This is a genomic window from Paenibacillus sp. RC334, assembly GCF_030034735.1.
GTDB classification, from domain to species: domain Bacteria; phylum Bacillota; class Bacilli; order Paenibacillales; family Paenibacillaceae; genus Paenibacillus; species Paenibacillus terrae_A.
Map to the genome: position 1 here is coordinate 5,501,687 of NZ_CP125370.1, position 24,943 is coordinate 5,526,629.

Consider the following 24,943-nt stretch of genomic DNA (forward strand, 5'->3'; position numbering starts at 1 on the left):
TGGCGGGTAGCAGCGGAGCGGGCAGAATTGTTCTGAAGAAGCGGCAGTGGTCGGAAGAACAATCTGCACGCGAAGCGACGATACACCCTCCCCATAACTCACTCTTTTCTCAGAACAACCTCTCCTCCCCTAACCGCTTCGCAATATGATTGGCGCTAAATAGTAAAATAAAGCTGACTACTGTTTTAAACATCCCGGCAGCAATCGAAAGCGAGAAGTTACCCATCTGAATACCATATTTCAGTACAAAAATATCCAGATTTTCCGAGTAATCCACGTTCATGCCGTTACCCAATAAATATTGCGGCTCAAAGCCCGATTCCAGCAGGTTGCCGATGTTCATAATGAGCAGGATGATGAACACAGGCTTTAATCCTGGCAAGGTCACATGCCAAATCCGCTGAAAACGCCCGGCTCCGTCCATCTCAGCCGCCTCATACTGTGACGGATCAATCATCGTCATCGCGGCCAAATAAATGATGGTGTTCCAGCCGACATTTTTCCATACTTCCGATGCACCGAGAATGCCCCAGAAATAGCTTCCCTCGCCCAGCCACAGGATAGGCTCCTTGATCAGCCCCAGCCACATCAGCACCTCATTGACAATGCCGCCATCCGCAGACAGCGCCGTACTGATAATGCTCGCCGCGACGACCCACGAAATAAAATGCGGCAAGTAGCTGACCGTCTGCACCACTCGCTTGAATACGATCTGACGAAGCTCATTCAGCAAAATTGCCAATATTATAGCAGTTACAAAGCCCAGCACCAGATTAATGAAGCTCATCGCCAGCGTATTGCGCATCACCCGCAGAAAGTGTTCATCCTGAAACAGAAAACGGAAATGCTTCAACCCAACCCACTGCTGATCGAGCAGCTTACGGGCAGGCTTAAAATCCTGAAAAGCAATCGTCCAGCCCCAGATAGGCAAATATTTGAAAATAAACAACCAGATTAAAAAAGGGATGGACATCCATACCAGTGCCCGCTGCTGGTTCAGCTTGTGCATAAATCCGCTAAAGCCAGTTCGCCGTGAGGGCGGCAAATGGCTCTGTGAGGTCGTGACAGGTGCCGTGTTGCCCATAGCTGCTTCCTCCTTTATTTTTTACCAGCAGTTTCGATTTTTTTGGCAACCTCCTTCGTAATCAGCTCCTCATACTCCTTCACATCCAGCTTGTTGAATTCAGTAGTGTACTCATTCCAAATCGCCTCAAACTGCCCCGGTGCAGACAGCACTAAACGTGGGAAATATTTGCGTTGCAGGTCGCCCTTCTTTTGCTGGAAGAGCTGCGCAGGTGAGCCTTGGGCAATCGGGATACTCCAAGCCGGATACCATGGGCGCTTGTCTGGGGCAGAAAACATTTGCGAGAAGGACTCTACACCATAGGCTTTTAGCAGCTTTTTATCTCCCTCCGTGTAGGACATACGCGCAACCTCAGGCTGCCGCCCCGGGCCAACCGAGTTACCATCAGGCAGGGAAGAACCGTTGCCATATCGCGGCCAATTGTATTCAAAATATTTGAACCCGAATGTCTCGCGGAACGCATCCTTACCAGTCTCAGTAATCTGCTTCTCAGTACGATAAAAGCGTCCCTTTTCATCTACCTCATAGGTCTCGCCCTTGATTCCCCAGTTGGATAACACCTGATTTTCATCTGTCAGCAGGTTGTCAAAAAATTGGATCATACGCACCGGGTCCTTGGCGCTAACCGTAATTCCAATGCCCCGGTTATTAATGAATGATGGAGGATCAAGATACTGATCCTTAATATTTTGATCGTACACAACGGGCAAAGCCACATATTCCAGATCGTCATTACCTGATTGCTTGGAAGCTTCCTGAAGATTACTCAACGCCTGCCCCGCCTGCCAGCGATAATCGAAGAAGCCAAGCACCTTGCCCGAAGTCAGCTTCGCCAAATATTGATCGTAATTGTCCACAAAGGACGATTTATCGAACAGGCTCTCTGTGTTGAGCTGATTCAGCTCTTTCAGATACCGTTTAGTGATGTCCTCATCTCCGTAATCCGTGGCCTGGTGCGATTGCATATCAATAATCGTGCCGCCATCGTTTGGATAGCCTGCCAGATGCATCGGCGCGTTCGTAAAAGCAAAAAATTTATCCTGCGTTGTTAACGCCAAGTATCCGGTCAATCCTTCGCCTGCATGCTTTTTCGCATAGTTGCGAATCAGAACCACATATTCGTCGAACGTTTTAATTTTTGGATATCCCGCTTCTTTCAACACCCTGCGTTGCACCCAAAAAGCTCCCTGCTCAATATTGGGCGCGGGCAAATAATCGCCTATCACCGCACTGAGCGGCAAAAAATAAATGTTCCCGTCCTCCGCCTTCATCAGGTTGTAATAAGGTCCGTATACGCGCTTGATATTCGGTCCATATCTGTCAATCAGGTCATTGAGGGGAATGAAAGCTCCGGCATCCAGCAGCTTATCAATCGTGCCCTCAGGTACAAGTGCGTCCGGGTAATCATTACTGGCAATGAACGTACCGATCTTCGTGTTGGCATCCCCCACCAAATGCTCCAGCTTCCAGTTTACCCCCGTCTGATCCTCCAATATTTTGCCGATCCGCGTCTCATTCGTGTTCATGTCCTTGCCCGAGTTAGCGTTAAAATACGTAAAGGTCACCTTTTCCTTGCTATCTCCCGGCGCAGGCTCCTTGCCCGAGCTTCCTGAGCAGGCAGCGATCATAGATGCCATCATGACCATAACTAGACTGATGATCCCGAACCTTTTGCTTGTCATGTCAGACTTCCCCTTTCAGCCTCTTTTGTCGGTTGTGTGTGAACATTGTACGGACATACCTCAAGCACTGGAAATTCCGCACACTCTAAATTGTAAGCACTTTCATTTTATAAAATGCCGTGAATTTCGTTCACCCACCAATCTAAAGGTGTTACTTAGGAAACTAAAGGAAGCAGGCCTCATTTCACATCTGCCGGAATCAAAATACGAATCTCTGTCCCCTCGCCGGGTGCGCTGCAAATATCAAGCTCAAAGCGGCTTCCGTAGTAAAGCTTCAGACGATAGATGACATTCTGCAGACCGATACGCTCGCCCATTTCCTCCTGTCTGTGCATGTAACCGTACAGCCGTTGTACCTGTTCCACAGACATGCCAACTCCATCATCTCGTACCGTTAGCATCAGCCGCTCCTCCCTGTGCTCAAAATGAATCTCGATGCGCCCCCCATGCTTCAGCGGCTCAATGCCATGAATGCTTGCATTTTCAACCAGCGTAAGCACAACCATTTTGGGAAGCAGATAGTCCAGGTCCTCGGGGCTCGCCTGCACTTCGTACTGTATCCGATCCCCAAATCGATATTGCTGGATTTCCAAAAAACAACGAATGAGTTCCAGTTCCTCCCGCAGCGTGACCCTGTCCTTGTTCCACACCAACGAATTGCGGAAAATTCGTGCCATGTTATGGATAATGCGGGCTGTCTCGTCTTCATGCTTCATCAGGCTTCGCATACGTATCGTCTCCAGCGCATTGAACAGAAAATGAGGGTTAATCTGGCTGTGAAGTGCATTCAACTGGGCATGCCTGCGTAGAATCTCCAAATTTTTTCGCTGAATATCCGCCACATAGACATCGTTAATCAGTCGCTTTATTTTCAGTGTCATCCGATTAAATTCACCTGTTAACTGCCCGATTTCATCTCGCGATTCTGTACCGGGGATCAGTTCAAAATGCTGATTTTTCACCTTTTTCATATGCTTCAGAATACGATGAATGCGCACGTTCAGCGAACGTGTAATCCAGATGATGATCAAGGTAGGCAGCAGCATATTCATGCAGGTTAACAGCAGCACAAAATTGCGGGATTTCTCCATTTCATACAGCACTTCATCGCCCGACACCGCAGTCACAATGCTCCAGCCATTGAGATTACTCGTCAGCACATAATTTGTCTTGAACTCTATAGTGTCCTTGGACTGCTGGAGGGTGCTATAGGCCACGACCTTATGATTGATATCAATCCTGGAATCGGTCGTATATTCGATTTCCCCCCGTTCGTTGAGCAGAAAGAGACTGCCCCGCAAATTCAGATTATGGAAAATCTCTTGAATGGACGACATTCGCAGCTCTATTTTCAGTATTTTCTCGCGGCCATTTTGGGAATAAAAATAGTTCATCCGCCGAATCAGGCTAAAGGGGTGCAGTTGTTCGCCCGTACCGTCGTCAGTACGTACAAATATAGGCTTGGACTGCCGTCCGGGCGGGATTTTGGCATACCAGGACAAGCTTTTAACCCGCTCATCTATAAAGCTGATTCCCCCGGAATCCAGTAGAGTCGGATTATCTGTGTAGATCGTCATTCCACCCACAGAATGGTATACAGGACTGTAAGTATTGTTTAACATACGACGTAAATAAGAATCATAGGCGGCAATATATTCAGCAGGATGGGGGTATGTTTGCTCCAATAGTTCGTTTAGCTGATGATCGGTATAAAAGATAGACGAGATCTCCATCGCATCTTCAAACTCACGGTAAAACTCAATTTTGATCTGCTCCAGCGCACGGGAAATATCCTGCATACGCTGTTCCTTCACATTTTGCGAGGTGACGTGGTAAAAAATCAGATTGGTCAGCACCACTGGCGCAAATACACAGAAAAAATACAGCAGCAGCATTTTATCCCGCAGGCGGACATGGTCAAGGGTTGAGCGCAGCATACTCATTCGCTGCCCCTTTGCGGCTCCACACGGGTATTCAGGCTACTGCGGTATTCGCTTGGCTTGGCCTGCACCAATTTCTCAAATTGGGTGACAAAATAATCCGGGCTACCAAAGCCCACACGCTCGGCAATTTCATAAATGCGCAAATCGGTCTGACGAAGCAACCGTTTAGCCTCCTGAACCCGCAATTGCAGCAGGAATTCGTTAAAGTACACCCCGTACGTTTTTCTGAACAATTGGCCCAGGTAGACCGGATTCATGTAAAAGCGGGCTGCTATACTTTTCAGGTTAATATTCTCTGCCGCATGCTGCTCAATGTAGGTGCGGATGTGCTGAATTCCTCCCTGTTGACGCTCCTTGCGCAACACCCCAATCATTCGGCTGCTTTCCTCGGCAAAAGCTGTAAATAGCCGCTGTAATTCACCCAGCGACAGGTTCATATCCTGCCAGCCCATCATAGGCTCTAATGTCTGAAGCGAGCGTTCATCACCCTGCATATTTTGAATGACCCGCACGATGCTGATTACGCATTGATGCAAGTTCATTTTCACACCCTCCGGGGCGTAATGTTGCTCACGAAAGCTGCAAAACAGATGATCTACGGTCGAATATAGCTCCTCCAACCGAATCTCCTCTATCTGCTCCGTCAAGCAATCCAGTACATCCTGATGGATCGTCCTATAGTGGAGCGTTGGCATTCCCTCCTCCTGATACAGGACAATGCCGCTGCGGTCATGAATGTATTTATGGAGCGCCGCTTCCTTGGCACGTTCATAGGACCGATGGATATCTTGCAATCGTTGAACAGGGCTTCCCACGTATATAAAGACTCGGTTCCCCATCTGATTTTTCAGTAACTCCAGCTCCTCCAGTTCTCGTTGTAGCGCTTTCATAAAAGCGTCTGCCCTGGATTCAAAGTACTTCAAAAAGAAGTCCGGCACTATGATGCCAATCCGATTACGGTGCTCATGGACATAGAGAGGATACTTACCGTCAATCAAACGATAAAGTGCCTGCTCTACAAGCTCTCTGAATTGGAAAAGCGACAGCGGAACAGCGTTGCCATCGGGACGCCACGGATGTTGATCATTCAGCTCGACGAGCACATAGTACATATATGCAGCTTCTCCAAGACGTAGCTGCTGTTCCCAAGCCGTCACCACGACGTCATCTTCCCCATTCATCATCAGTGTCTCCAACAGCTCACCTGTACGGCGACTCTGATAGAGCTGTGCATTCTGCTGCTCATGATGCAGCCTTTTACTCAGCCTGCGCAGTGTAGCCGAAAAGTCCTTCTCATCAATCGGCTTGAGCATAAAATCGTGAACCCCGTAGCGAAGTGCCTGCTGTGCATAAGCAAAATCGCTGTAGCCGCTCAAGATAATAAACGCAGGATGATCCGCCCCCCGTCCGAGTACACAACGGATCAGCTCCAATCCGTCCAGCACAGGCATACGAATATCGGTGATGACCAGATCAGGATGGACGCTGCCGATCAGTTCAAGTGCATCCTCACCGTTATCCGCCTCCCCAACGACCTCAAAGCCGCAGGCTTCCCAATCCATGAGTTGAAGCAGTCCTTTGCGAGTGAATATTTCATCATCCACTACAATGGCTCGATGCAGTTGCATAACCTACTTCCTCCTTTTGGTTTGTGCATCACTTTATTTTGGTTAACTATTCCAATTGTCTCTAGCAATATGGTAATGTGGAAACATCGGGAAATGGAAATTGCTGTTACACCTATCATATGACAAATGGGGCGGTGCAAAGCATGCGCATGGTATTTCGTTGGTTCGGTGAAGGAAACGATACGGTAACGCTGGAGCAAATCCGACAAATTCCGGGGGTAGAAGGGATCGTGTGGGCGCTACACGATATTCCAGCCGGAGAAGAATGGCCTTTGGAGCGTATTGTGGCATTTCGAGAGCAGGTTGTACAGGCGGGATTTCACAATGAGGTCGTTGAAAGTGTGAATGTGCATGAGGATATCAAGCTCGGACGATCGACGCGCGATCAGTATATCCGTAACTACATACGTACATTGGAAAAGCTCGGCCACAACGGCGTGAAGGTCGTCTGCTATAATTTTATGCCCATTTTTGACTGGCTGCGCACCGATTTGCAGAAGGAACTGGAGGACGGCTCGACGGCTCTCTTCTTCGAGAAGTCACGAATTGAAGGTCTTGATCCGTTCGAACTGGTACGCCGAATTAACGAAAATAGCTCGTTAACCATGCCCGGTTGGGAACCGGAGCGACTGGAGCATCTGACGGCTTTGTTTGAAGCGTACACCCACGTCACGGAGGAAGACCTGTGGCGGAATCTGGCTTACTTTCTGGAGGCCGTTATTCCCGCTGCCGAACGCAGCGGCATTCGGATGGCTATTCACCCCGATGATCCGCCATGGTCTGTATTCGGACTGCCACGCATCATCACAAGCCAGGCTCATTTGCGCAGGCTGCTGGCGCTGTACGACAGTCCCGCGAACGGGATTACCCTATGCTCTGGCTCGCTGGGAGCCAACCCCAAAAATGAAATCGTTTCTATGATTTATGAGTTCAAGGATCGTATTCCGTTTGCCCATATCCGCAATGTGCGTGTTTCCGCTAACGGAGATTTTATCGAAACATCTCACCGAACTCAGGATGGAACCGTCGATATTGCGGGCATTGTCCAGGCGTATCACGATGTTGGCTTTACGGGCTACGCCAGACCGGACCATGGTCGCCATTTGTGGGGAGAGCAATGCAGACCCGGATATGGACTGTATGACCGCGCACTTGGGATTATGTATTTATGGGGGCTGTGGGATGCATTGACATGTAACCAGGTCCGACACAATTCTCCTGTTTCCAGGACGGAAACCACGCTGACCGGATCAGTCCATACGAAGGAGTCGACCCTATGAGCACACTTTCTCTACACCCTTCACTGGCAGGCAAAACAGCAGTAGTTACAGGCGGTGCCGGAGTGCTATGCAGCGCGATGGCCCGCGAGCTGGCAAGGCAAGGCGTGAAGGTCGCTATTCTGAACCGAACGGAAGAAAAGGGCCTGCATGTAGTCCATGATATTCAGGCCGCAGGCGGAGAAGCGATGGCTGTGGCCTGTGACGTCACCGAAGCTGACAGCGTTCGGCGGGCCGAACAGGCGGTACGCAAGCAATTCGGCGCTTGTGATATTCTGGTCAACGGAGCCGGAGGGAATCATGCGAGCGCCAATACCACCCGCGAAACATTCCGGTTGGAGGACTTGACGCAGCCCGATATCACCACCTTTTTCGAGCTGAGCATACCCGGCTTTCGCCAGGTGCTGGACGTCAATTTTATCGGAACGCTCATTCCGACACAAATATTCGCACAGGGCATGACAGGACGTTCAGGAGCAGTCGTGCTGAACATTTCCTCTATGAGCGCTCCCAGCCCGATGACCAAAGTTCCGGCTTACAGCGCAGCCAAGGCTGCCATTAACAACTTCACACAATGGCTGGCTGTCCATCTGGCTGAAGCGGGTATTCGCGTCAACGCTATAGCACCGGGCTTTTTTCTCACAGAGCAAAACCGCAGTCTGCTAACCCGCGAGGACGGCTCCCTCACTGAACGTGCGGATAAAATCATCGCCCACACCCCCATGCGCCGCTTCGGCGTACCGGACGATCTGCTTGGCACCCTGCTGTGGCTCGTGGATGAACAGACATCCGGCTTTGTTACGGGCACAGTGATTCCGGTAGACGGCGGGTTTATGTCGTATTCCGGGGTATGAGCAGCACCCCAAAAGCCGCTTGAGCGCTTGAGCCAGGCGGCTATCGACACAGCTTTCCTTTCCTATCTTTTTCCCGATTACATAGACTCCGAGAATCGCTTGAAAACAACCTGCATCACACCTCCACAACACGATCGAATCCTTCAATACTCTAAATTTAAAAAATTCGATATTGACTATTTCTATCATTATTAAGTATATTGATAATGATAATCATTATCATTTTAGACGAATGATGATGCACATCAATGGATCCTAATGGATTTTTTTACTATACCAATATATTTTCAGGAGGGAACAAGATTGCTGAAGGTTTGGAAGAAAAAATGGATTGCAGGCTTTCTCATCGCCTTACTCGTAAGCAACACCCTGTTTGCCGCAGGATTAGGCTTCGCGGCGGCAGCTACAGATGAGAATAACGTTGTACCTACACTGGCTAGTACAGATCAGACAACCAGTGCAGTAGCAAACGCAGACCCTAGTGAACCTAGCTTTAAAGAAAAGCTAGAAAACGGGACCCTAAACAACAGCGGAATAGGCAAGAAATCCGTTGCAGAAGCAACCTATGAAGCATCAGAAGAAACCAACGTTACACAAGCCACTTACGAACCCTCAGGGAAAGTAACCGTGATTGTGGAATTACAAGGAGCTCCGCTCATTTCCAGTGCTTCCCCCAAAGCTTTCGGCAATCAGCTGAATGCTCTAAGAAGCAGCGAGCGTACCCTCACAACCCAGCATGAATCGGTAAAAAACCAGATTCGTGCACTCTCCATCAAAGACTCCTCTTCGTTAGGCGCTTTAGGCTTAAGTAAAGTCTTGGCCCCCAAACTAGAAGTCATTTACGATTATTACATGGTTATGAATGCGATTTCGGTAAAGGTAGACTACCAAGAGCTGAAAGAAATTCGAAAATTGCCTGGCGTGAAAAACGCATGGGTAGCCAACAAATATGAAAAAATCGTTCCTAAACAGTCTATGGAGACTTATATGGCCAATAGCTCCGCGATGATCGGTTCTCCTGAGGCTATTGCAGCAGGATATACAGGAAAAGGTACGACTGTAGCTGTCATCGACACCGGTCTGGATTGGAAGCATGAAGCATTTTCCACGCATATGCCTCCCGCATTGACCCTGAAACACACCCGCCAAAAGGTTAGCGACATTCTGAGCAGTGCCGATATGTCTGCAGGCAAAGTAAGCATAGATGATGTCTACATGGATGATAAAGTTCCTTTCGCCTATGACTACGCAGATAAAGACACCAATGTCATTCCTTCTGCCAGTTCTGATAACGCCCACGGTACCCATGTGGCAGGCACCATCGCCGCTAACGGCGATAAATTAAAAGGGATTGCTCCTGACGCCCAATTAATGATCATGAAGGTGTTCGATGATCTCAATGGATTCACCACGGATGCTGACATTATTGCCGCCTTGGATGATTCCGTTAAAATGGGCGCAGATGTCATCAATATGAGTCTTGGTTCCAATGCAGGCTTTTCCACAGCCGGGGAAGCAAGTAAGGATGACATGTACAGCAGGATTGCGAACGCTGGAATCAATCTTGTGGTAGCTGCTGGAAACAGTTACAGCGCCGCTTATCAAAATCAGTCCGGTTCCAACCTTCCCTATGCGAACGAGCCTGACAATTCAATTGTTTCTGCTCCTTCCACATACGATGCTGCTCTATCCGTAGCAAGTATGATTAATACCGCTACATCAGATGCCCCTTATATTCTGGCAGGGGATCGAAAGATTATATTCAACGACACCTCCACTGCCGCTGACCCCAAAATACAGGCACTAAACCGTACATATGATTATGTAGATGCCGGTTTTGGAACTGCGGAAGACATTAAAAAGGCGGGGGATTTAAAAGGTAAAATAGCCTTGATGTCCCGTGGCAACCAAATAGGCTTCCAGCAAAAGGTCGACGCTGCGTATTCTGCTGGTGCCGTTGCTACCGTTATTTATGATAATGAATCAGGCAGAGCCAACATGGATATCAGCTCCTACTACATTCCAGCCGTATCCATTACCAAGGATGACGGACTGTATCTGTTGGAATTGGCAAATAAACAACTGACGCTGGATGAAAAATTCAAGACAGACGCACCCAATGCGGATGCATATAAAATGTCGGAATTTTCTTCATGGGGCGTTTCGCCGGACTTAAAACTGAAACCGGAAATCACTGCACCCGGTGAAAATATCTACTCTACCGTTCCCGGCAATAAATATGAAAATATGAGCGGTACGTCTATGGCATCTCCTCATATCGCCGGAGCCGAAGTCTTGGTGAAAGAGTATGTTACCAGCAAACTGAATATTTCAGACCCTATTGAACGAGAAAAGCTGGTACATACCCTGCTGATGAGCACTGCCCATCCAGCCAAGGACGAGGATCAGCAATATTATTCTCCCCGTAAGCAAGGCGCGGGCTTGGGCCAATGTGAACGGAGCAGTCACTACCGGAGCCTATTTGACTGTACAGGGTAATGACAGACCCAAAGCTGAATTGGGCTACAACAAGGCAGGTGTCTACTCCTTTACCTTCGATATTCACAGCATCTCCGATCAGGCGTTGACCTATGACCTGAATACGGCCACTTTATCGGAGAAAATAGTGACGAAGGATGGCAAGAACCTCTTTTCACAGCACTCCACAGATTATGCTGGCAAAGGCATCCAAGTGCAATACAGCGGTGTAACGGACGGAAAAGTAACCGTACCTGCACGCGGCACAGCAACGGTTACCGTGAAAATTACGTTGTCGGATGCACTCAAAGCACAGTTCGATCAGGCTACTAAAAACGGAACCTTTATTGACGGGTTCGTTATGCTGAATGCGGAAAAAGGCGTGAACCTCTCCATGCCGTTCGTCGGCTTCTATGGAGATTGGGGACAACCTCGCATTTTCGATGGTACGGAATATGGCAAAGATGGATACTCTATTAAAGGCAGTTCCCCTTATAATTTGTACCCCGGTCAAGGGTATCTTCTGGGCCAAAACCAAGTAGCCATTGCGCTTGGTCAGGAGTGGGGTGTCATGCCGGAGAAATTCGCTATTTCGCCTATAAGTCTGGGCAATTCATACAGAATATTGGGAGTGGCAACAGGTCTTTTGCGTAATGCGGAAAGCCTGAAATATACCATTACAGACCGAGACGGGAATATTGTCAAGGAATTCGATTATTCGCAAGTGCCTAAATCGCTTTATTATGTAAGCTCCGGTGTCGTTAGCTGGGCGGAGGCTCTTCTGAACGATAAGCCTTCCTTTGACGGACTGGATCAAAATAATAACGAGGTACCGGAAGGAATATATGCCTTTAAGGTTACCGGGGTAGTCGCAGGTACAAACGGGCAGGGAACCGATTCCTGGACCTTTGATTTTGCCTATGACAAAACAGGCCCTACCTTAGCCGATTACAGCATTTATAAGGAAAACGGTAAGACGTTCTTAAAAATGATTATCAAGGATAACCACTATACCAGCGGATTACAATTAGCCACAGAAAATGGTGGTGCCCTGTCCAATCTGGTGGCTATCAAGGATGCCGATGAAAAGCTGGCGGACGGAACATCCGTCAATACGGTGACCATGGATATCACCGATCTGAAGGATAAGCTGACGAATAATGGCCTTCCTACCGACAAGATCCAAGTAGACATGTTTGACTATGCATTCAACAGCAGTAGCGCAAGTATTGTTCTTGAACCGATTGGAACGGAGGGCATCACGCTGGATAAGGAAGCCCTATCCTTAGTCGTCGGTACAACCGAGGATCTGACAGCGAATATTACGCCAGTTAACGCTACGTACAAAACGGTTACCTGGGCAAGCTCTGATCCGGCCATAACCACTGTAGATACAGAGGGAGCCGTTACAGGCGTAAGTGCGGGAACGGCCAGGATTACCGCCACAACTAATGGAAAGTCCGCTTCCAGCCAGGTTACGGTCACACCGATCGGAGGCCAGGGAATTGTGCTGAACCGGGCTGCGTTGAAGCTGACCGTTGGCTCGAACAAGCCCTTGAAAGCCACAACCAATCCCGAAGTGGTTTCTGGTCCGATCACCTGGACCAGCTCCAATGAGTCCGTTGCCAGTGTGGATCAGAATGGAATGGTGAAGGCAAAAGCGGCCGGAACGGCAACCATTACAGCAACAGCCTCGGGGAAATCCGCCACCAGCCGAATCATGGTAGAGGGAGCCTCCAGCTCCGAATTCACTATCGTGAGTGGAGTTTTGACGAGCTATAACGGCTCTGGCGGCCACATTGTCATTCCAGATCATGTGACGGAAATCGGCGAAGAAGCCTTTGCCTACCGTGAAGATATTTTGTCCGTGAAGATTCCGGACTCGGTGAAAAAAATCGGCAGGGCGGCATTTGCCTATAACAAGGAGCTTAAAGTTGTCACCTTATCGGAGGGACTGGAAGTGATCGGGGAAAGCAGCTTTTCCGATCTCGCCAAACTTGAACAAATTACGCTGCCAAGCACGTTGAAGGAAATCGGCGATAATGCCTTTGCCCGTGACACAGCTCTGAAAGCGATGCATCTGCCGGATGGTTTAACCCGAATTAATCAGGGCGCCTTCCGGGAAACCAGTAATCTCGTTTCCATTAATATTCCGGACAATGTAACGGAAATTGGCGACCATGCATTTTTCCTTACGACAAGCTTGAAAGAAATTAAGCTACCAAGCCATCTGACCTCGATTGGCCGTGCAGCCTTCTCTTCCTCGGCGATCAGATCCGTCGAAATACCGGACTCCGTCACTTCCATCGGGGACGAAGCCTTCTGGGGAAGTCGTATCGCTTCCGTCAAATTGGGCAGCGGGCTACTCACCATTGGGCAAAGGGGCTTTGCGGAAACGCTGATCTCTTCTGTTGTCATTCCGGACAGTGTAACCACCTTGGGCTACGCCGCATTTGCCGAAAATGCGAAGCTGGCCAATGTTTCCATCGGGAAGGGCGTAACCCAAATGGGACAGCAGGCATTTGACAGTACAGAAAGCTCAAGCCTGAAAAATATCGAAGTGTCTGTGGGCAATACAGCCTTCTCAAGTCAGGACGGGGTGCTTTTCAACAAGGACAAAACGACCTTGGTCCGCTATCCCGCTGGAGACGGCCGAGATGCCTATACGATTCCTGACACCGTGACCAAAATTGAAGACTTTGCCTTCCATGTTGCAGCCAATTTGAGCTCCATCACGCTTACGGATGGCCTGCAAAGCATTGGAAATCAGGCCTTTGATTCCAGCGTCAGCTTGCTTTCCCTGACGATTCCCAACAGCGTCAAAACGATCGGGAAAGCGGCATTTACCCACTCCGACAAGCTGGAAAAAGTGAATTTGGGAGATGGGGTAGAAGAGCTGGGTGCGTATGCATTCGCTTATAACTTCAAGCTGACCAGTATCGATCTTGGCAAGGGAGTCAAAAAAATTGGCGACTATGCCTTCCAATATAACAGCAGTCTGGTGGAAATCACCTTCCCGGATCAAGTGCAGTCTCTGGGCAGCAATGTACTGGGCAACTCCGAGCGGCTGTCCATTGTGAATATTGGAAAAGGCGTGACCTCCATCGGCGGTAATCCTTTTGCCAGCTCACTGATGATCAAGAGTGTCAATGTTGCGCAAGATAATGATTTTTATGCCAGTGAAGATGGTGTGCTGCTGGATAAAGCCAAAACCAATTTGATTTTATACCCTGCGGCTAAGCCGGATGCTTCTTATCAAATTCCGGCGACCGTAAAGGAAATCAGTAATTATGCTTTCCAAAGGGCACAGTTCCTTACAGACATCCAATTTCCTGAGGGATTGCTGACCATTGGTACTTCTGCCTTTAGCAGAACCAGCAATCTGAAATCTGTTAAACTGCCTGACAGCTTGACGGAAATCGGAAGCTTTGCTTTTTCCGATACAGGCATCGAATCACTTGTGTTGGGAAGCAACCTAACGAAAATTAACGACTGGGCTTTCGCTTTCTCCAATCATTTGAAGTCAGTCGCCATTTTGGACAGTAATACTACACTCGGAGGCTTTGCCTTTGTCGGCTCCCCCAACCTCAGAGTGGTGATTTTGGGCGAAGGCGTGTCCAACATCGGCTGGGGAGCGTTTAATGATACGACAGATCTTACCCTTTACGGTTGGCAGGGTTCTGCGGCAGAAGAGTACGCCGGAAGCAACTCCATTCCATTTAAGGTGTATACGCCATTATCCGTACATTTAAAAGCCAATCATGAAGCTTCAGAAGGCACCATTGCTTTGAGTGCTGAGGCTACTGGGGGGATCGGGAACAAATCGTACTCCTTCCGGGCGTGGAATGAAAGTACACAGCAGACTGTAACGCTCGACACTTATTCTGCAGGCAATGCCTACCAGTGGCCGACTCCACAGGCCGGCAAGTATATCGTTTATGCAGATGCGAAGGATGAAACCGGAGTAAGCAAAACCGGTACCCGGCAAATAGAGGTGCTGGCGTCGGGTGAAGTGATTATTTCGGCCATTCCGGCCACGATCAGTCCAACAACCCACAACTTTGACCTTGACCATCCAATGGATGTGACCACGGAAATTACCTGGAACGAAGCCCATAGCGTCACACAAGCGGTCTATGGAGTGAACCAAGGTCCTAGCCGAAGTGTCACAGAAGCTGTTTATGACAGGGACGCTCTGATCCAAGGTCATGATTATACCGTTAACGGAAATACTCTGACGCTGAAAAAAGGCTTCCTTTCCGGCTTAAATCTGAAAGAAGGCGACACCGTCAGTGTTGAGTTGCTCTTTGACTTTGGAGACAAAGCGGTATTGACCATTCGGGCCATCCAAAATCCTGTGGAGGTAGATGCAAGCATTAGCCCGAAAACAGCCAGCTTTGACAAAAAAGCGAGCAATCAGGCAGATGTAGAAACGACCATCACCTGGAACAGTGCATCGTCTATTACAGATATCAAGCTGGAAGGGGCATCCATTGGAGAAGCGGCTTACACCGTAAACCAGGATGTGCTCACGATTAAGAAAGAGTATCTGGCAACACAGCCGAAGGGCAACCTTCCGTTGGAAGTACAATTCGATAAGGGCAACGATGCTATATTGATGATTAACATTTCTGACACAAGCAGCAACAAAGATGACGACGACAGCACGGATACGGATTCTAGCCCTGATACTAGCACAGGCAGTGGTACTGCTATTAGCGGTGCTGGTAGCAGTTCCAGCGGCAGCTCCACAACCGGGACACCGAGCACAGCCTCGTCTGTCCGCGTGTTGGATGCCAAGGGTAATGCCATTGAATCATTTAGTACCAAGCTGAACACCAGCACAGGTGTAGCTACGATAACGATGGATTCTGACTTCCTGAACAATGCCTTCGCCACATCCCAAGCGGATGGCAAAGGAATGAAAACTGTAGAGGTCACCGTGGAATCCAATCAAGCGAAATCCTATGAGCTGACACTGCCAGCAAGCTTTGTAACCGCAGCGGATGCTTCCCGTGCCATTAAAATCAAAACGGGTATCGCGGTTGTAACCCTGCCAGGTAACATGCTTGGAACGGCTGGAGCAGCAGGTGCACAAAACATCACGCTCGAATTAAGCTCCGGCAGCAAAAACAAGCTGGATGCACAAGCGAAGTCCGACATGGGTACTCGCCCTGTCGTTGAACTGAACCTGAAAGCAAACGGCAAGCTATTGCCTTGGAGTAACAACAATGCAGCTGTAACTGTAGCTATTCCTTATACACCTACAGCAGCCGAGCTGAAAAATCCAGAGCATATAGTCATCCAATATGTAGATGCAGCAGGTCATGCAACTCCGGTGACTTCAGGAAAATATGATGCGGTAACTGGACAAGTCAGCTTCACCACTCATCATTTTAGCCAATTCGCTGTAGCCTATGTCGAAAAATCCTTCCAGGATTTGAGTCAATATGCTTGGGCCAAGAAACAAATTGAGGTGCTGTCTTCCAAAGGAGTCATCAATGGCACAACGGATACTAAATTCTCCCCTGCGGACAAGATCACACGGGCGGAATATCTGACACTATTGGTGAAAACACTGGGACTGACCACAAGCTTCGATAGCAACTTCGCCGATGTTAAGCAAGGAAGCTATTACTACGAAGCAGCAGGCATAGCCAAAAAACTGGGTATCGCAGGCGGCTCCGGTGACAACAAATTTAATCCCAATGCACCTATATCCAGACAGGATATGATGGTCTTGACGGACAAAGCCCTGCAAAAAGCAAATAAACTGGCGATTACATCTTCGACGGCTGCACTCGAATCCTTCAGTGATCGCGCAGACATCGCCAATTATGCTGCTGCAAGCTTGGCTGCGCTGGTGCAGGAAGGTCTCATTACAGGATCAGACGGCAAAATAGCTCCGAAAGCACCAACTACTCGTGCCGAGGCTGCCGTATTCCTGTACAGAATCTATAACCAAAATTAAAATCTTCAAAAATAAATTTAGTCTGACATAGCAGCACATTCACAAAAGGAGACGAATCCCTGATTGGGGTTTCGTCTCCTTTATTCCTATTTGCCCAAAAAAGCTTCATTATTCTCCTATTCGGGACTTCAGACTATCGCTCAGCGATTATACTGACCGCTTGCAGATGGTCGGCGTGCTTTACAAATTGTTTGCGCATACCCATAACTCTAGCTCGGGCAGCGCGGTTTCGCATAAGGTTAAAGGCAATTTTGCCAAATCTCAACCAGCCCTCATCCTGAATGATACGTGGCAGATGCAGTAAGTGCATGGGAACCGTATAGATTTTAACAACCTTAAAGCCTTCCTCTTTCAGCAGCTGTTCCCATTCCAGTACCGTCAACGGTGTCGCATTAACTCTCATGGCTACAGCTAAATCCTTGTAAATCTGCTTTCTGAGCTCAGGCTCAATATCATTTGAAGCTAAGCACATCTCATGAATAGCATACTTCCCGCCCGGTTTCAGAAGTCGTTTGGCTTCCGAAATAATCTGTGCTTTCTTGACCCTTGTCTGCATAGTCAGCATAGCTTCCCCATATACCACCGTCGCAGAGGCATCCGGCAACGGAACCTGTTCAGCATCGGCAATAATCACTTCCCGGTTTGCTCCACTTACATACGTTTTCACGATAGAAGCCGCCTTCTCATTCTGTTCAATCGCAATATAACGGCGGGGATTCAGTTGCAGTGTCATTTGGGCAGTTATGCCCAATCCGGGAGCAAACTCAATAACCTCATCTTTCCCGGTTACGTCAAGCCCTTCTATCATCCAGCGTGTCGTTTTCAACCCTCCGGGCCTGAGCACGCGCTTACCGAGACTTGCCAATATCCAGTGCCCTGGCACCTGTGTGTAATCTACTGTCTGCATCGGCCACAAACACCTCTTTTCAATAATTTGATAATGATATTCATTATCAATATATGCGTAAAAAAATTTAACACTTTTTATTTTTATAATTTATATAGCTACGGTGATGTACCCTCTTTATATATTTTGCGCATAGCTTTCACTTGGCGTTTTGATCAACACCACATGCAGGCTGGAATTCGCCTCCGCACCACCGCGATAGGAAAAGCGCTCATCTCCTGTAACATGGATCATATCCCCTTGGACAACTTCCGTTTCTTCACCATTCACAGTTACAGTACCGGTACCTTCAAGAACAAGCAAATAAACATTCGCTCCTGGATGATTATGTGTTGGCAGCTCAGCATTAGGAGTAAAGTTGAGAATAAAAATTACATTGTCGGCTTCCTTATGCACAATTCGTTTTGTAAACGCAGCTTCTTTATATTCCTGAAACTGAATGAGGTTTGATTTCTTCATGTAGGTTCACTCTCCTGTTTGAAATTGATTTGCCTATGATGGATTGGATACCTGGCATGTTCTCAGGTTTCAATCTATATGGTCTTATTGTATTTGATTATTACGCTCGCCTTGTGATTGCAATCACAAATATAAATTTAAGTAAAAAATACTTTTAAATATTCAAAAATTTGATTTCAATCCTCTTTTCCATCGACACATCCAACTAGAATCGAATGGTGTTAGACAAACAAAAACAAGCAGGAGGTTGTTCCTATGAAGCCCGGATTTCAACTGGCAAAGGATATTTATTGGGTAGGAAAAATTGATAATCGCGAGGTTCCCTTTCATCGTCTTCTACTATCTAAGGGTACAACCTATAATGCATATCTATTGAAAACTGGAAAACCAACCATTGTGGATACCGTGGATATGGCGTTTGGCAGGGAATTTGCCGAAGCTGTAACCGAATTGATTGATCCGCTGGACATTCAATATATTATCGTCAATCACACGGAACCAGATCATTCGGGCGGATTGGCAGCACTTGCTTCCAAAGCAACGAACGCTACGATTGTCTGCACTGAGATTGCTGTTCCGGAAATTCAACAAATGTACAAGCTTCAGCATCGCAACTTCCTGGTGATCAAGGACGGGGATCAACTGGATATTGGAGGCAAGACGCTGCTGTTCAAGGAAACACCTTACCTCCATACGGAAGAAACCATGATTACGTACTGCATAGAAGATAAAATCTTGTTCCCTTGTGATATTTTCAGTACACACGTGGCTGTAGAGCATCTATTTGCCGATGAGGCGGGTTTTGATATTACCGAGGACTTTATCGGATACTATCAGGCTATTATTCATCCGCATCGCAGATATGTGCGTACATTAATCGAAGCTGTTTCTGACCTGGATATTGAGATGATTGCTCCTTCCCACGGCTTCGCGATCCGACATGACATTGCCAAGTTTATTGATTTGTACGCCTCTATGAGTACCGAAACTAAGGATGATAAAAAAGTAGCGATTGTCTATGCCACTTTAAAAAATAATACTAAAAAAATGGCAAACATCCTGAAAGACTGCTTTTTGGAAAACCAAATCAGGGTGGAGCTATGGGATGTAGATAAGGCGGATGAAACGGAGATATTGAATAGTATTGCCTCAGCGGATGCTGTTTTCGTCGGTAGCTCTACCAAATATGCGGACATGACGGGCAAGCTGGAAGACCTGCTGCAAAAAATGCAAAAGATGAATCTGGAAGGTAAGCTTGCCGCTGCCTTTGGTTCCTACGGCTGGAGCGGGGAAGCCATTGAAGTCGTACAGGATTACTTAATCGGTACCAATATGAAGGTCCAAAGCACTTCTGATGTCATCAAGTCGACTGGTATGACGCATGTGGAATTCCCGGTACGCATTCGCTTCTCTCCTACAGAAGATGAAAAAGTAAAGAAAATTAAAAATGCCGCTGAATTTGTCTCAGATTTACTGCTTAGCGTCATTTGAACAAAGGCAGCGTATAGCGAAATAGGAGAGATGCTGAATGGGTAACCAACATTACGTTATTATCGGAGGCAGCGTTGCCGCCGTCAACGCGGCGAAAGCGATTAGAGATCATGATGAGCTAGCCGAAATTTCTATTTACGGGGAAGAAACATCCCTTCCGTATAACAGAGTCAAGCTTTCCAAGGGATTATTCACTGACTTGCACAGCGACAAAATCCTGATCAAAAAGGAAAAATGGTTTGCCAATCAACGAATTAATGTTTATTCCGGCATAAAGGTCACCGCGATACATGCAGAGGACTGCACCATTGAAACAGCAAACGGGCAAATCGTTGCTTATGACAAGTTACTGCTGTGTACAGGAGCCCACAACCGTAAGCTTTTACTGGACGGAGCTTCACTAAGGAATGTTCACAATATCCGTTTTCGACAAGATGCAGACAGACTTAAAACGGAATTGCAGAAAGGAGACCGGATATGTATCATCGGCGGTGGTATTCAGGGCATAGAAACCGCCTGGTCCTTCCAGCAAGCCGGGTATGCTGTAACCATTTTGGAAGCTTCGCACCGGCTTATGCCACGCCAGCTAGATGAGAAGGCCTCTTCTATTTTGACCCATCGGATTACTGAACGGGGCACGAAGGTAAGCCTTGGACAAGGCGTAAAGCGTATTACAGGCACAGATCATGTAGAAGGTGTAGAACTTCAGGACGGCTCTGTTATTCCCTGCGGGCATGTCGTGTATTCTATCGGAATTGTACCTAATACTGAACTCGCTCGCCAAATCGGTCTTGATATTGGACACGGCATTCTGGTGAATGCACAGATGGAAACCAGCTTCGCCAATATATATGCGGCAGGTGATGTAGCCGAGTTTCACAATAGAGTGGATGGATTATGGGAAAGTGCTATAGAGCAAGGAAAAGTAGCAGGAGCTAATATGACGGGTGCATCCGTCAGCTATCAGCGTCCCATCCCTGTAACTCTATCGAACAGCTATGAATCCCCTCTCTTTTCCATTGGCCTAGTAAATGAACAGGAATGCGACACCAGCCTGACCAGTGAAAATCAAGCTTCTTATACACGAATGTTCATACAAAACGACTCTATCTGCGGCGTGATCGGTTTTGGGGATGCCCTCACTTCACTTCCATACAAAACAGCCATCATTCAGGGACTCAAACCGGACGCGCCAGAGCTTACAAAAATTTTTGGTGACAAGGAGAGCTAAAGATGAAAAAATATGTATGTCAACCCTGTGGATACATTTATGATCCTGCTTTGGGGGACCCCGATGAAGACATTATGCCCGGTACAGCGTTTGAGGACCTTCCGGAAGACTGGGTTTGTCCAGTCTGCGGTGAGGATCAAAGCCATTTTTCCCCAATAGATGATACAGAATAACAAGAACGCACTATACTTTTTAGTTTCCGGTTTATGAATGGAGTGAATGAATGTGAATGAGATGTCCTGCCCCTGCCAGTGCGAAAAGGAGCCCTGTGCCCGCAAAGTGCCTATCTTTTCCTCTTTGTCCTGCGAAGATTTGTGTAAGGTCAGCTCCATGATCCGACACCGGAAATATCAGAAAGGCGAGGCCTTGATTATCGAGGAACAAGCATCCGATACGCTGTACATTATTAAAAGCGGGCATGTCAAGCTTCTGAAAATGACACCTCAGGGCAAAGAACAAATTCTGCACATTCTGACAACTGGCGATTTTTTTGGCGAGTTGAACATATTTAACAGCGATGAGCTGAGTAACTTTAGTGCGTATGCCTTAAAAGATACTGATATTTGTATGCTCACCAAGGATGATATGGAGCAGTTGATTCACAACAATCCCGATATCTCTTTGAAGCTTCTCAAAACCATTACTAAACGCTTGGCACATACCGAAAAGCTGGCTCAAAGCCTGGCTACCAAAGACCCGGAAATCCGTATCGCTTATATGATTCTTGAGCTTGGGCATAAATACGGAAAACCGGACGGCTCCTACATTAAAATAAATCTCCCCCTTTCACGCGAAGAAATGGCTAATTATGTGGGTGTCACACGCGAAACCATCAGTCGCAAATTCGCAAAATTTGAACAGCTGGGGATTATTCATATTAAGGGTACACGAGAGATTACCATTTGCGATGTACAGAAACTGAACGAATATATGGATTGAGGTACATCCAATGTTGTTCTGGCATGAAGAGCAACAAAAAAGCCGCTTCTTTGGCTTAATGGTTTATGGCTGGTATACCTGCCACTTCCATTTCGCCAAAGGGCGGTTTCCTTTTTTTCACCCTATATAATGGGCTATCTTTCAATCGTTGTGTTCACACCTTGGGGAGACGCTCCCCATACGTGCTTCCCAGAAGGAAGCTCCGGTGCAGCCGTGTCCTCGGCGGACTTGGCCTGAATCGTGGCGGACTTGGAGCAATCCCATACCACTTTGACCAGATATCCAAACAGCAGCACGTTCAACAACGAGGTCACACATAGAATAACTCCATAGCTGTCCTGAGAGTTCGAGCTATAGAAAATATCGAAGGTGTTCAGGAAAATCGTGAGACTGAATCCACCCGCAAGCCATAAAAATCTCCGGTCCCGCAAATACAGATACGCCAGCACTGCCAACGCCGCGGCCGGGAACAGATACCGTTCATGCATGCTGGAAGCGAAGGTGAACACACCCGCAATCTGCACCAGTGCAGCCGCGGCCACAAACTCTGGTTTGCCACTGCATGCATACATCCACCACGTAAACAAAGTCACCAACACAATGCCGATCATGCCCCATGTGTGGTAGCTGAACAGGAACAACGTCGTTGTGTCCTGCGTGTAGTTGCCACCAATCAGTGCGAAGAAATTATATGCGTTCACAGAAGCATACGGATACTCACCAACCGTTCCTTTGTATAAATCAAGCAGCCATAATGGCTCCTGCCCCCATGAAAATGGCAGCACGACCAGAATTGTCGTCACAACCGCTGCACCTACAGCCAGCAACCAAGGTTGTACTTTGCGTTGTCTCAGCAGCTCGAAGAACAGAATCGGGCCATAAATAATCCCCTGTGGCTTCATCAACACCGCTATCGTAAACAATACGGTGGACCATCCTACTCTGTTTTCCACCAACAACACAACCATACCCACAATCAGCAATGTAAAGAATGAATCTACTTGTCCCCAGAAGGTCGAATTGATAAATACCGCCGGGTTAAATACATAGAACAATGCCAGCCCGATGCTGATTCCAAAGCCGACTCGTTTGCTCGCCAACCGATACAGCATGTACGCTGTCGCGATATCGGCTAATATATTCGGAAGCCGTAGCAGCACGGACATATAGGGACTGAAAGCGTCCGTAGAGCCGATTTTACCGATCACATATAAAATATAAATATAGAACGGCGGATAATCACTTGATCCGTTCGTGTAAAATCCCGTTAAGCTGTCCGCTGCCGTTGTAGCCCAGTTACGGAATAGCATTAAATCCATGTGCCCCGAAATCCACGGCGCTATCGCCATTCTTAAAAAGAATCCCACGCCAAGCACGGTCCATAACATCAGCCCCCGGTTACGTTCCCCGATCTTCCATACACTGGCCCGAAAACGGTACACAATGAATACAAACGCACCGAAGAACAAAGCGGCAAAGATCGCCAGCGGAGTCGCATAAGCAGATGAAGACTGTCCGCCTCTTCCACCACTCATACCACCGCCGGGTCCGCCCATGCTCATACCAGGGCCGCCGTTACCGGACATACCGCCCGGACCTCGCTGTTGCCCGTCTCTGACAGCACCGTTGCCTCCGGAGGTAGATGTGTCATTCCCGGCCGTTGTACCTTTATCACCCGATGTCGATGTACCTTGGGTGGATGAATCGGCAGATTGGCCTGTCGTACCTTGACTCTTACCGTCAGAGCTGTCCATGGTATCCGTCGATGTCGAATTGGAGCGGGTATCCTGCCCTACATTTCCTGCTCCACGATTTCCAGCGCTCTGTCCGTTCGAGGGGCGTTGCCCCGGCGCTCCCATGCCTCTACCGGGTCCGCCGCCTCCTCCAAATCCGCCGGACGGGCCCTGTCTAATAGCAGCAGACTGGGATGCCGAGCTGCCAGAATAACTCCATAACGAAACCACACTAACCACAGCACACAATATGAGACTGAACAGAAGTATATATTTCAGGCGGTTCTCTTTCCGCACGTTCAAATCCGATGCACCTCTCTCTGTATCTATTTTCCTCATATTGTATCTGTCATAGCTGAGGGCATCGTGAGTTCTGGCTGAAAGTTGGCTGAATACAGAATCATTTCTTCACAAATTGCCGCTCCATCTCCTGAATGGCCCGTTCGATTGAGTCCTGTGGATGTTCAAGCAGGTTGCCATGTCCGACAGCCAGTAGAGATGGCTTGAATCGCGCCAGCTTTTTGGCGCTTTCCAGTGAAATTTCCCTGTTCCAGGTGGCCAGTGCGGGAAATGGAAACAGCGGCTTAAGCCTCCCTGACACCGCAACGCCGCCTCGGACCTGGAGGGCATCGCCTGCAATCAATGCACGGGTACGAGTGTCCAAAAATGCCATCGAGCCTGGCGTATGTCCCGGTGCGCTGATCGCCAGCAACGAACCCACATGATCCCCTTCTTGCAGCAGAACGTCAGGCTGTGTACGGATGTTTTTGGGCACACTGCCCCGAATCGGAGTATTCGGTTCACCCGTATCCAGCGATACATCGCCCTTTAACAGCCGCGCATCCCGTCTGGAAATGAATACTTGCACATCCGGATGCCGTGCCTTCAACCTATCCAGTGCACCCACATGATCCTCATGGGCATGAGTAAGTACAATTCGTAGGATTGGCTGCCCCATCCGCGCAACAGCCTTCTCGATACCATCTGCACTATAAGGAAGTCCGGCATCTATCAATGTTAGCCCCTCCTTTTCCTGCACCAAATAGCAGTTCACCGGGAACAGTCTCGGCAGAAACGTCAATTGAACTACATGCTGCACCTGAACAACACGCATCCATCTCATCTCCTCATCTCGTTTAAAACTAATTATATTAGTATTATAAATAATATCATTAGTTTTAAACAAATCTTTTCGCAGATATTCCGCAGCAAAAAGGCAGACCCGGAATAACATCCCTGGTCTGCCTCTCTCCAACTATGATGTGA

16 protein-coding genes are annotated in these 24,943 nt (G+C 48.1%); 8 read left to right on the forward strand and 8 right to left on the reverse strand.

The window, feature by feature from the left end; translation table 11 throughout:
- Window positions 1-109: 109 nt before the first annotated feature.
- The 4 genes from QMK20_RS25275 to QMK20_RS25290 form a co-directional block, all read right to left on the reverse strand.
- Window positions 110-1,084 carry an ABC transporter permease gene (locus QMK20_RS25275; protein WP_283653777.1) on the reverse strand — a complete coding sequence of 325 codons (975 nt, stop codon included), beginning with the start codon at window positions 1,082-1,084 and terminating at the stop codon, window positions 110-112.
- 14 nt (window positions 1,085-1,098) lie between these two features.
- Window positions 1,099-2,766, reverse strand: a complete 1,668-nt coding sequence (locus tag QMK20_RS25280) for an ABC transporter substrate-binding protein (RefSeq protein WP_283653778.1) — start codon at window positions 2,764-2,766, stop codon at window positions 1,099-1,101.
- A gap of 179 nt (window positions 2,767-2,945) precedes the next feature.
- Window positions 2,946-4,709 (reverse strand): sensor histidine kinase, encoded by a 1,764-nt coding sequence (locus tag QMK20_RS25285; RefSeq protein WP_283653779.1) that lies wholly within the window; start codon window positions 4,707-4,709, stop codon window positions 2,946-2,948.
- Window positions 4,706-6,337, reverse strand: a complete 1,632-nt coding sequence (locus tag QMK20_RS25290; RefSeq protein WP_283653780.1) for a response regulator — start codon at window positions 6,335-6,337, stop codon at window positions 4,706-4,708. The genes QMK20_RS25285 and QMK20_RS25290 overlap by 4 nt, the downstream gene beginning before the upstream one ends.
- Before the next feature lie 143 nt (window positions 6,338-6,480).
- On the opposite strand from QMK20_RS25290, the gene uxuA reads away from it, so the two are divergent.
- The 4 genes from uxuA (at window position 6,481) to QMK20_RS25310 (ending at window position 16,917) form a co-directional block, all read left to right on the forward strand.
- Entirely contained in the window at window positions 6,481-7,617 is a 1,137-nt protein-coding gene (gene uxuA, locus QMK20_RS25295) for a mannonate dehydratase (RefSeq protein ID WP_283653781.1), read from the forward strand.
- A complete protein-coding gene (locus tag QMK20_RS25300) occupies window positions 7,614-8,468 on the forward strand; it encodes an SDR family oxidoreductase (protein ID WP_283653782.1) in 855 nt (284 codons plus the stop codon). The genes uxuA and QMK20_RS25300 overlap by 4 nt, the downstream gene beginning before the upstream one ends.
- 303 nt (window positions 8,469-8,771) lie before the next feature.
- Entirely contained in the window at window positions 8,772-10,967 is a 2,196-nt protein-coding gene (locus QMK20_RS25305; protein WP_283653783.1) for a S8 family serine peptidase, read from the forward strand.
- Window positions 10,921-16,917: a leucine-rich repeat protein gene (locus QMK20_RS25310; RefSeq protein WP_283653784.1), complete on the forward strand. Its 5,997-nt coding sequence runs from the start codon at window positions 10,921-10,923 to the stop codon at window positions 16,915-16,917. Before QMK20_RS25305 ends, QMK20_RS25310 begins: the two co-directional genes overlap by 47 nt.
- 133 nt (window positions 16,918-17,050) lie before the next feature.
- On the opposite strand, the gene QMK20_RS25315 is transcribed toward QMK20_RS25310, so the two are convergent.
- Window positions 17,051-17,824 carry a class I SAM-dependent methyltransferase gene (locus tag QMK20_RS25315; protein ID WP_283653785.1) on the reverse strand — a complete coding sequence of 258 codons (774 nt, stop codon included), beginning with the start codon at window positions 17,822-17,824 and terminating at the stop codon, window positions 17,051-17,053.
- Between the two features lie 117 nt (window positions 17,825-17,941).
- Window positions 17,942-18,283 carry a cupin domain-containing protein gene (locus QMK20_RS25320; RefSeq protein WP_283653786.1) on the reverse strand — a complete coding sequence of 114 codons (342 nt, stop codon included), beginning with the start codon at window positions 18,281-18,283 and terminating at the stop codon, window positions 17,942-17,944.
- A 255-nt stretch (window positions 18,284-18,538) separates the two neighbouring features.
- On the opposite strand from QMK20_RS25320, the gene QMK20_RS25325 reads away from it, so the two are divergent.
- From QMK20_RS25325 to QMK20_RS25340, 4 genes are all read left to right on the forward strand, one after another.
- Window positions 18,539-19,774 (forward strand): FprA family A-type flavoprotein, encoded by a 1,236-nt coding sequence (locus QMK20_RS25325; RefSeq protein ID WP_283653787.1) that lies wholly within the window; start codon window positions 18,539-18,541, stop codon window positions 19,772-19,774.
- A 37-nt stretch (window positions 19,775-19,811) separates the two neighbouring features.
- The gene (locus tag QMK20_RS25330; RefSeq protein ID WP_283653788.1) at window positions 19,812-21,005 is read left to right on the forward strand and encodes an NAD(P)/FAD-dependent oxidoreductase; all 1,194 of its coding nucleotides are present in this window, start codon (window positions 19,812-19,814) and stop codon (window positions 21,003-21,005) included.
- A 2-nt stretch (window positions 21,006-21,007) separates the two neighbouring features.
- Complete coding sequence (gene rd / locus QMK20_RS25335; RefSeq protein ID WP_283653789.1) at window positions 21,008-21,178, forward strand: rubredoxin; 171 nt, start codon at window positions 21,008-21,010, stop codon at window positions 21,176-21,178.
- Window positions 21,179-21,239: 61 nt separating this feature from the next.
- Window positions 21,240-21,944 carry a Crp/Fnr family transcriptional regulator gene (locus QMK20_RS25340; protein ID WP_044644423.1) on the forward strand — a complete coding sequence of 235 codons (705 nt, stop codon included), beginning with the start codon at window positions 21,240-21,242 and terminating at the stop codon, window positions 21,942-21,944.
- A gap of 134 nt (window positions 21,945-22,078) precedes the next feature.
- Here the strand turns inward: QMK20_RS25340 and QMK20_RS25345 are convergent, their stop codons facing one another.
- A complete protein-coding gene (locus QMK20_RS25345) occupies window positions 22,079-23,803 on the reverse strand; it encodes a glycosyltransferase 87 family protein (RefSeq protein ID WP_283656343.1) in 1,725 nt (574 codons plus the stop codon).
- A gap of 274 nt (window positions 23,804-24,077) precedes the next feature.
- A complete protein-coding gene (locus QMK20_RS25350) occupies window positions 24,078-24,791 on the reverse strand; it encodes an MBL fold metallo-hydrolase (RefSeq protein WP_283653790.1) in 714 nt (237 codons plus the stop codon).
- Window positions 24,792-24,943: the final 152 nt, after the last annotated feature.

Bases quoted from the DNA above. Each gene is read 5' to 3' on its own strand.
- QMK20_RS25315 (WP_283653785.1), bottom strand. From the start codon at position 17,824: ATGCAGACAGTAGATTACACACAGGTGCCAGGGCACTGGATATTGGCA.
- QMK20_RS25330 (WP_283653788.1), top strand. From the start codon at position 19,812: ATGGGTAACCAACATTACGTTATTATCGGAGGCAGCGTTGCCGCCGTC.
- uxuA (WP_283653781.1), top strand. From the start codon at position 6,481: ATGCGCATGGTATTTCGTTGGTTCGGTGAAGGAAACGATACGGTAACG.
- QMK20_RS25340 (WP_044644423.1), top strand. From the start codon at position 21,240: ATGTCCTGCCCCTGCCAGTGCGAAAAGGAGCCCTGTGCCCGCAAAGTG.
- QMK20_RS25275 (WP_283653777.1), bottom strand. From the start codon at position 1,084: ATGGGCAACACGGCACCTGTCACGACCTCACAGAGCCATTTGCCGCCC.
- QMK20_RS25285 (WP_283653779.1), bottom strand. From the start codon at position 4,709: ATGAGTATGCTGCGCTCAACCCTTGACCATGTCCGCCTGCGGGATAAA.
- QMK20_RS25290 (WP_283653780.1), bottom strand. From the start codon at position 6,337: ATGCAACTGCATCGAGCCATTGTAGTGGATGATGAAATATTCACTCGC.
- QMK20_RS25280 (WP_283653778.1), bottom strand. From the start codon at position 2,766: ATGACAAGCAAAAGGTTCGGGATCATCAGTCTAGTTATGGTCATGATG.
- QMK20_RS25320 (WP_283653786.1), bottom strand. From the start codon at position 18,283: ATGAAGAAATCAAACCTCATTCAGTTTCAGGAATATAAAGAAGCTGCG.
- QMK20_RS25325 (WP_283653787.1), top strand. From the start codon at position 18,539: ATGAAGCCCGGATTTCAACTGGCAAAGGATATTTATTGGGTAGGAAAA.
- QMK20_RS25345 (WP_283656343.1), bottom strand. From the start codon at position 23,803: ATGGGAGCGCCGGGGCAACGCCCCTCGAACGGACAGAGCGCTGGAAAT.
- QMK20_RS25350 (WP_283653790.1), bottom strand. From the start codon at position 24,791: ATGCGTGTTGTTCAGGTGCAGCATGTAGTTCAATTGACGTTTCTGCCG.
- QMK20_RS25300 (WP_283653782.1), top strand. From the start codon at position 7,614: ATGAGCACACTTTCTCTACACCCTTCACTGGCAGGCAAAACAGCAGTA.
- rd (WP_283653789.1), top strand. From the start codon at position 21,008: ATGAAAAAATATGTATGTCAACCCTGTGGATACATTTATGATCCTGCT.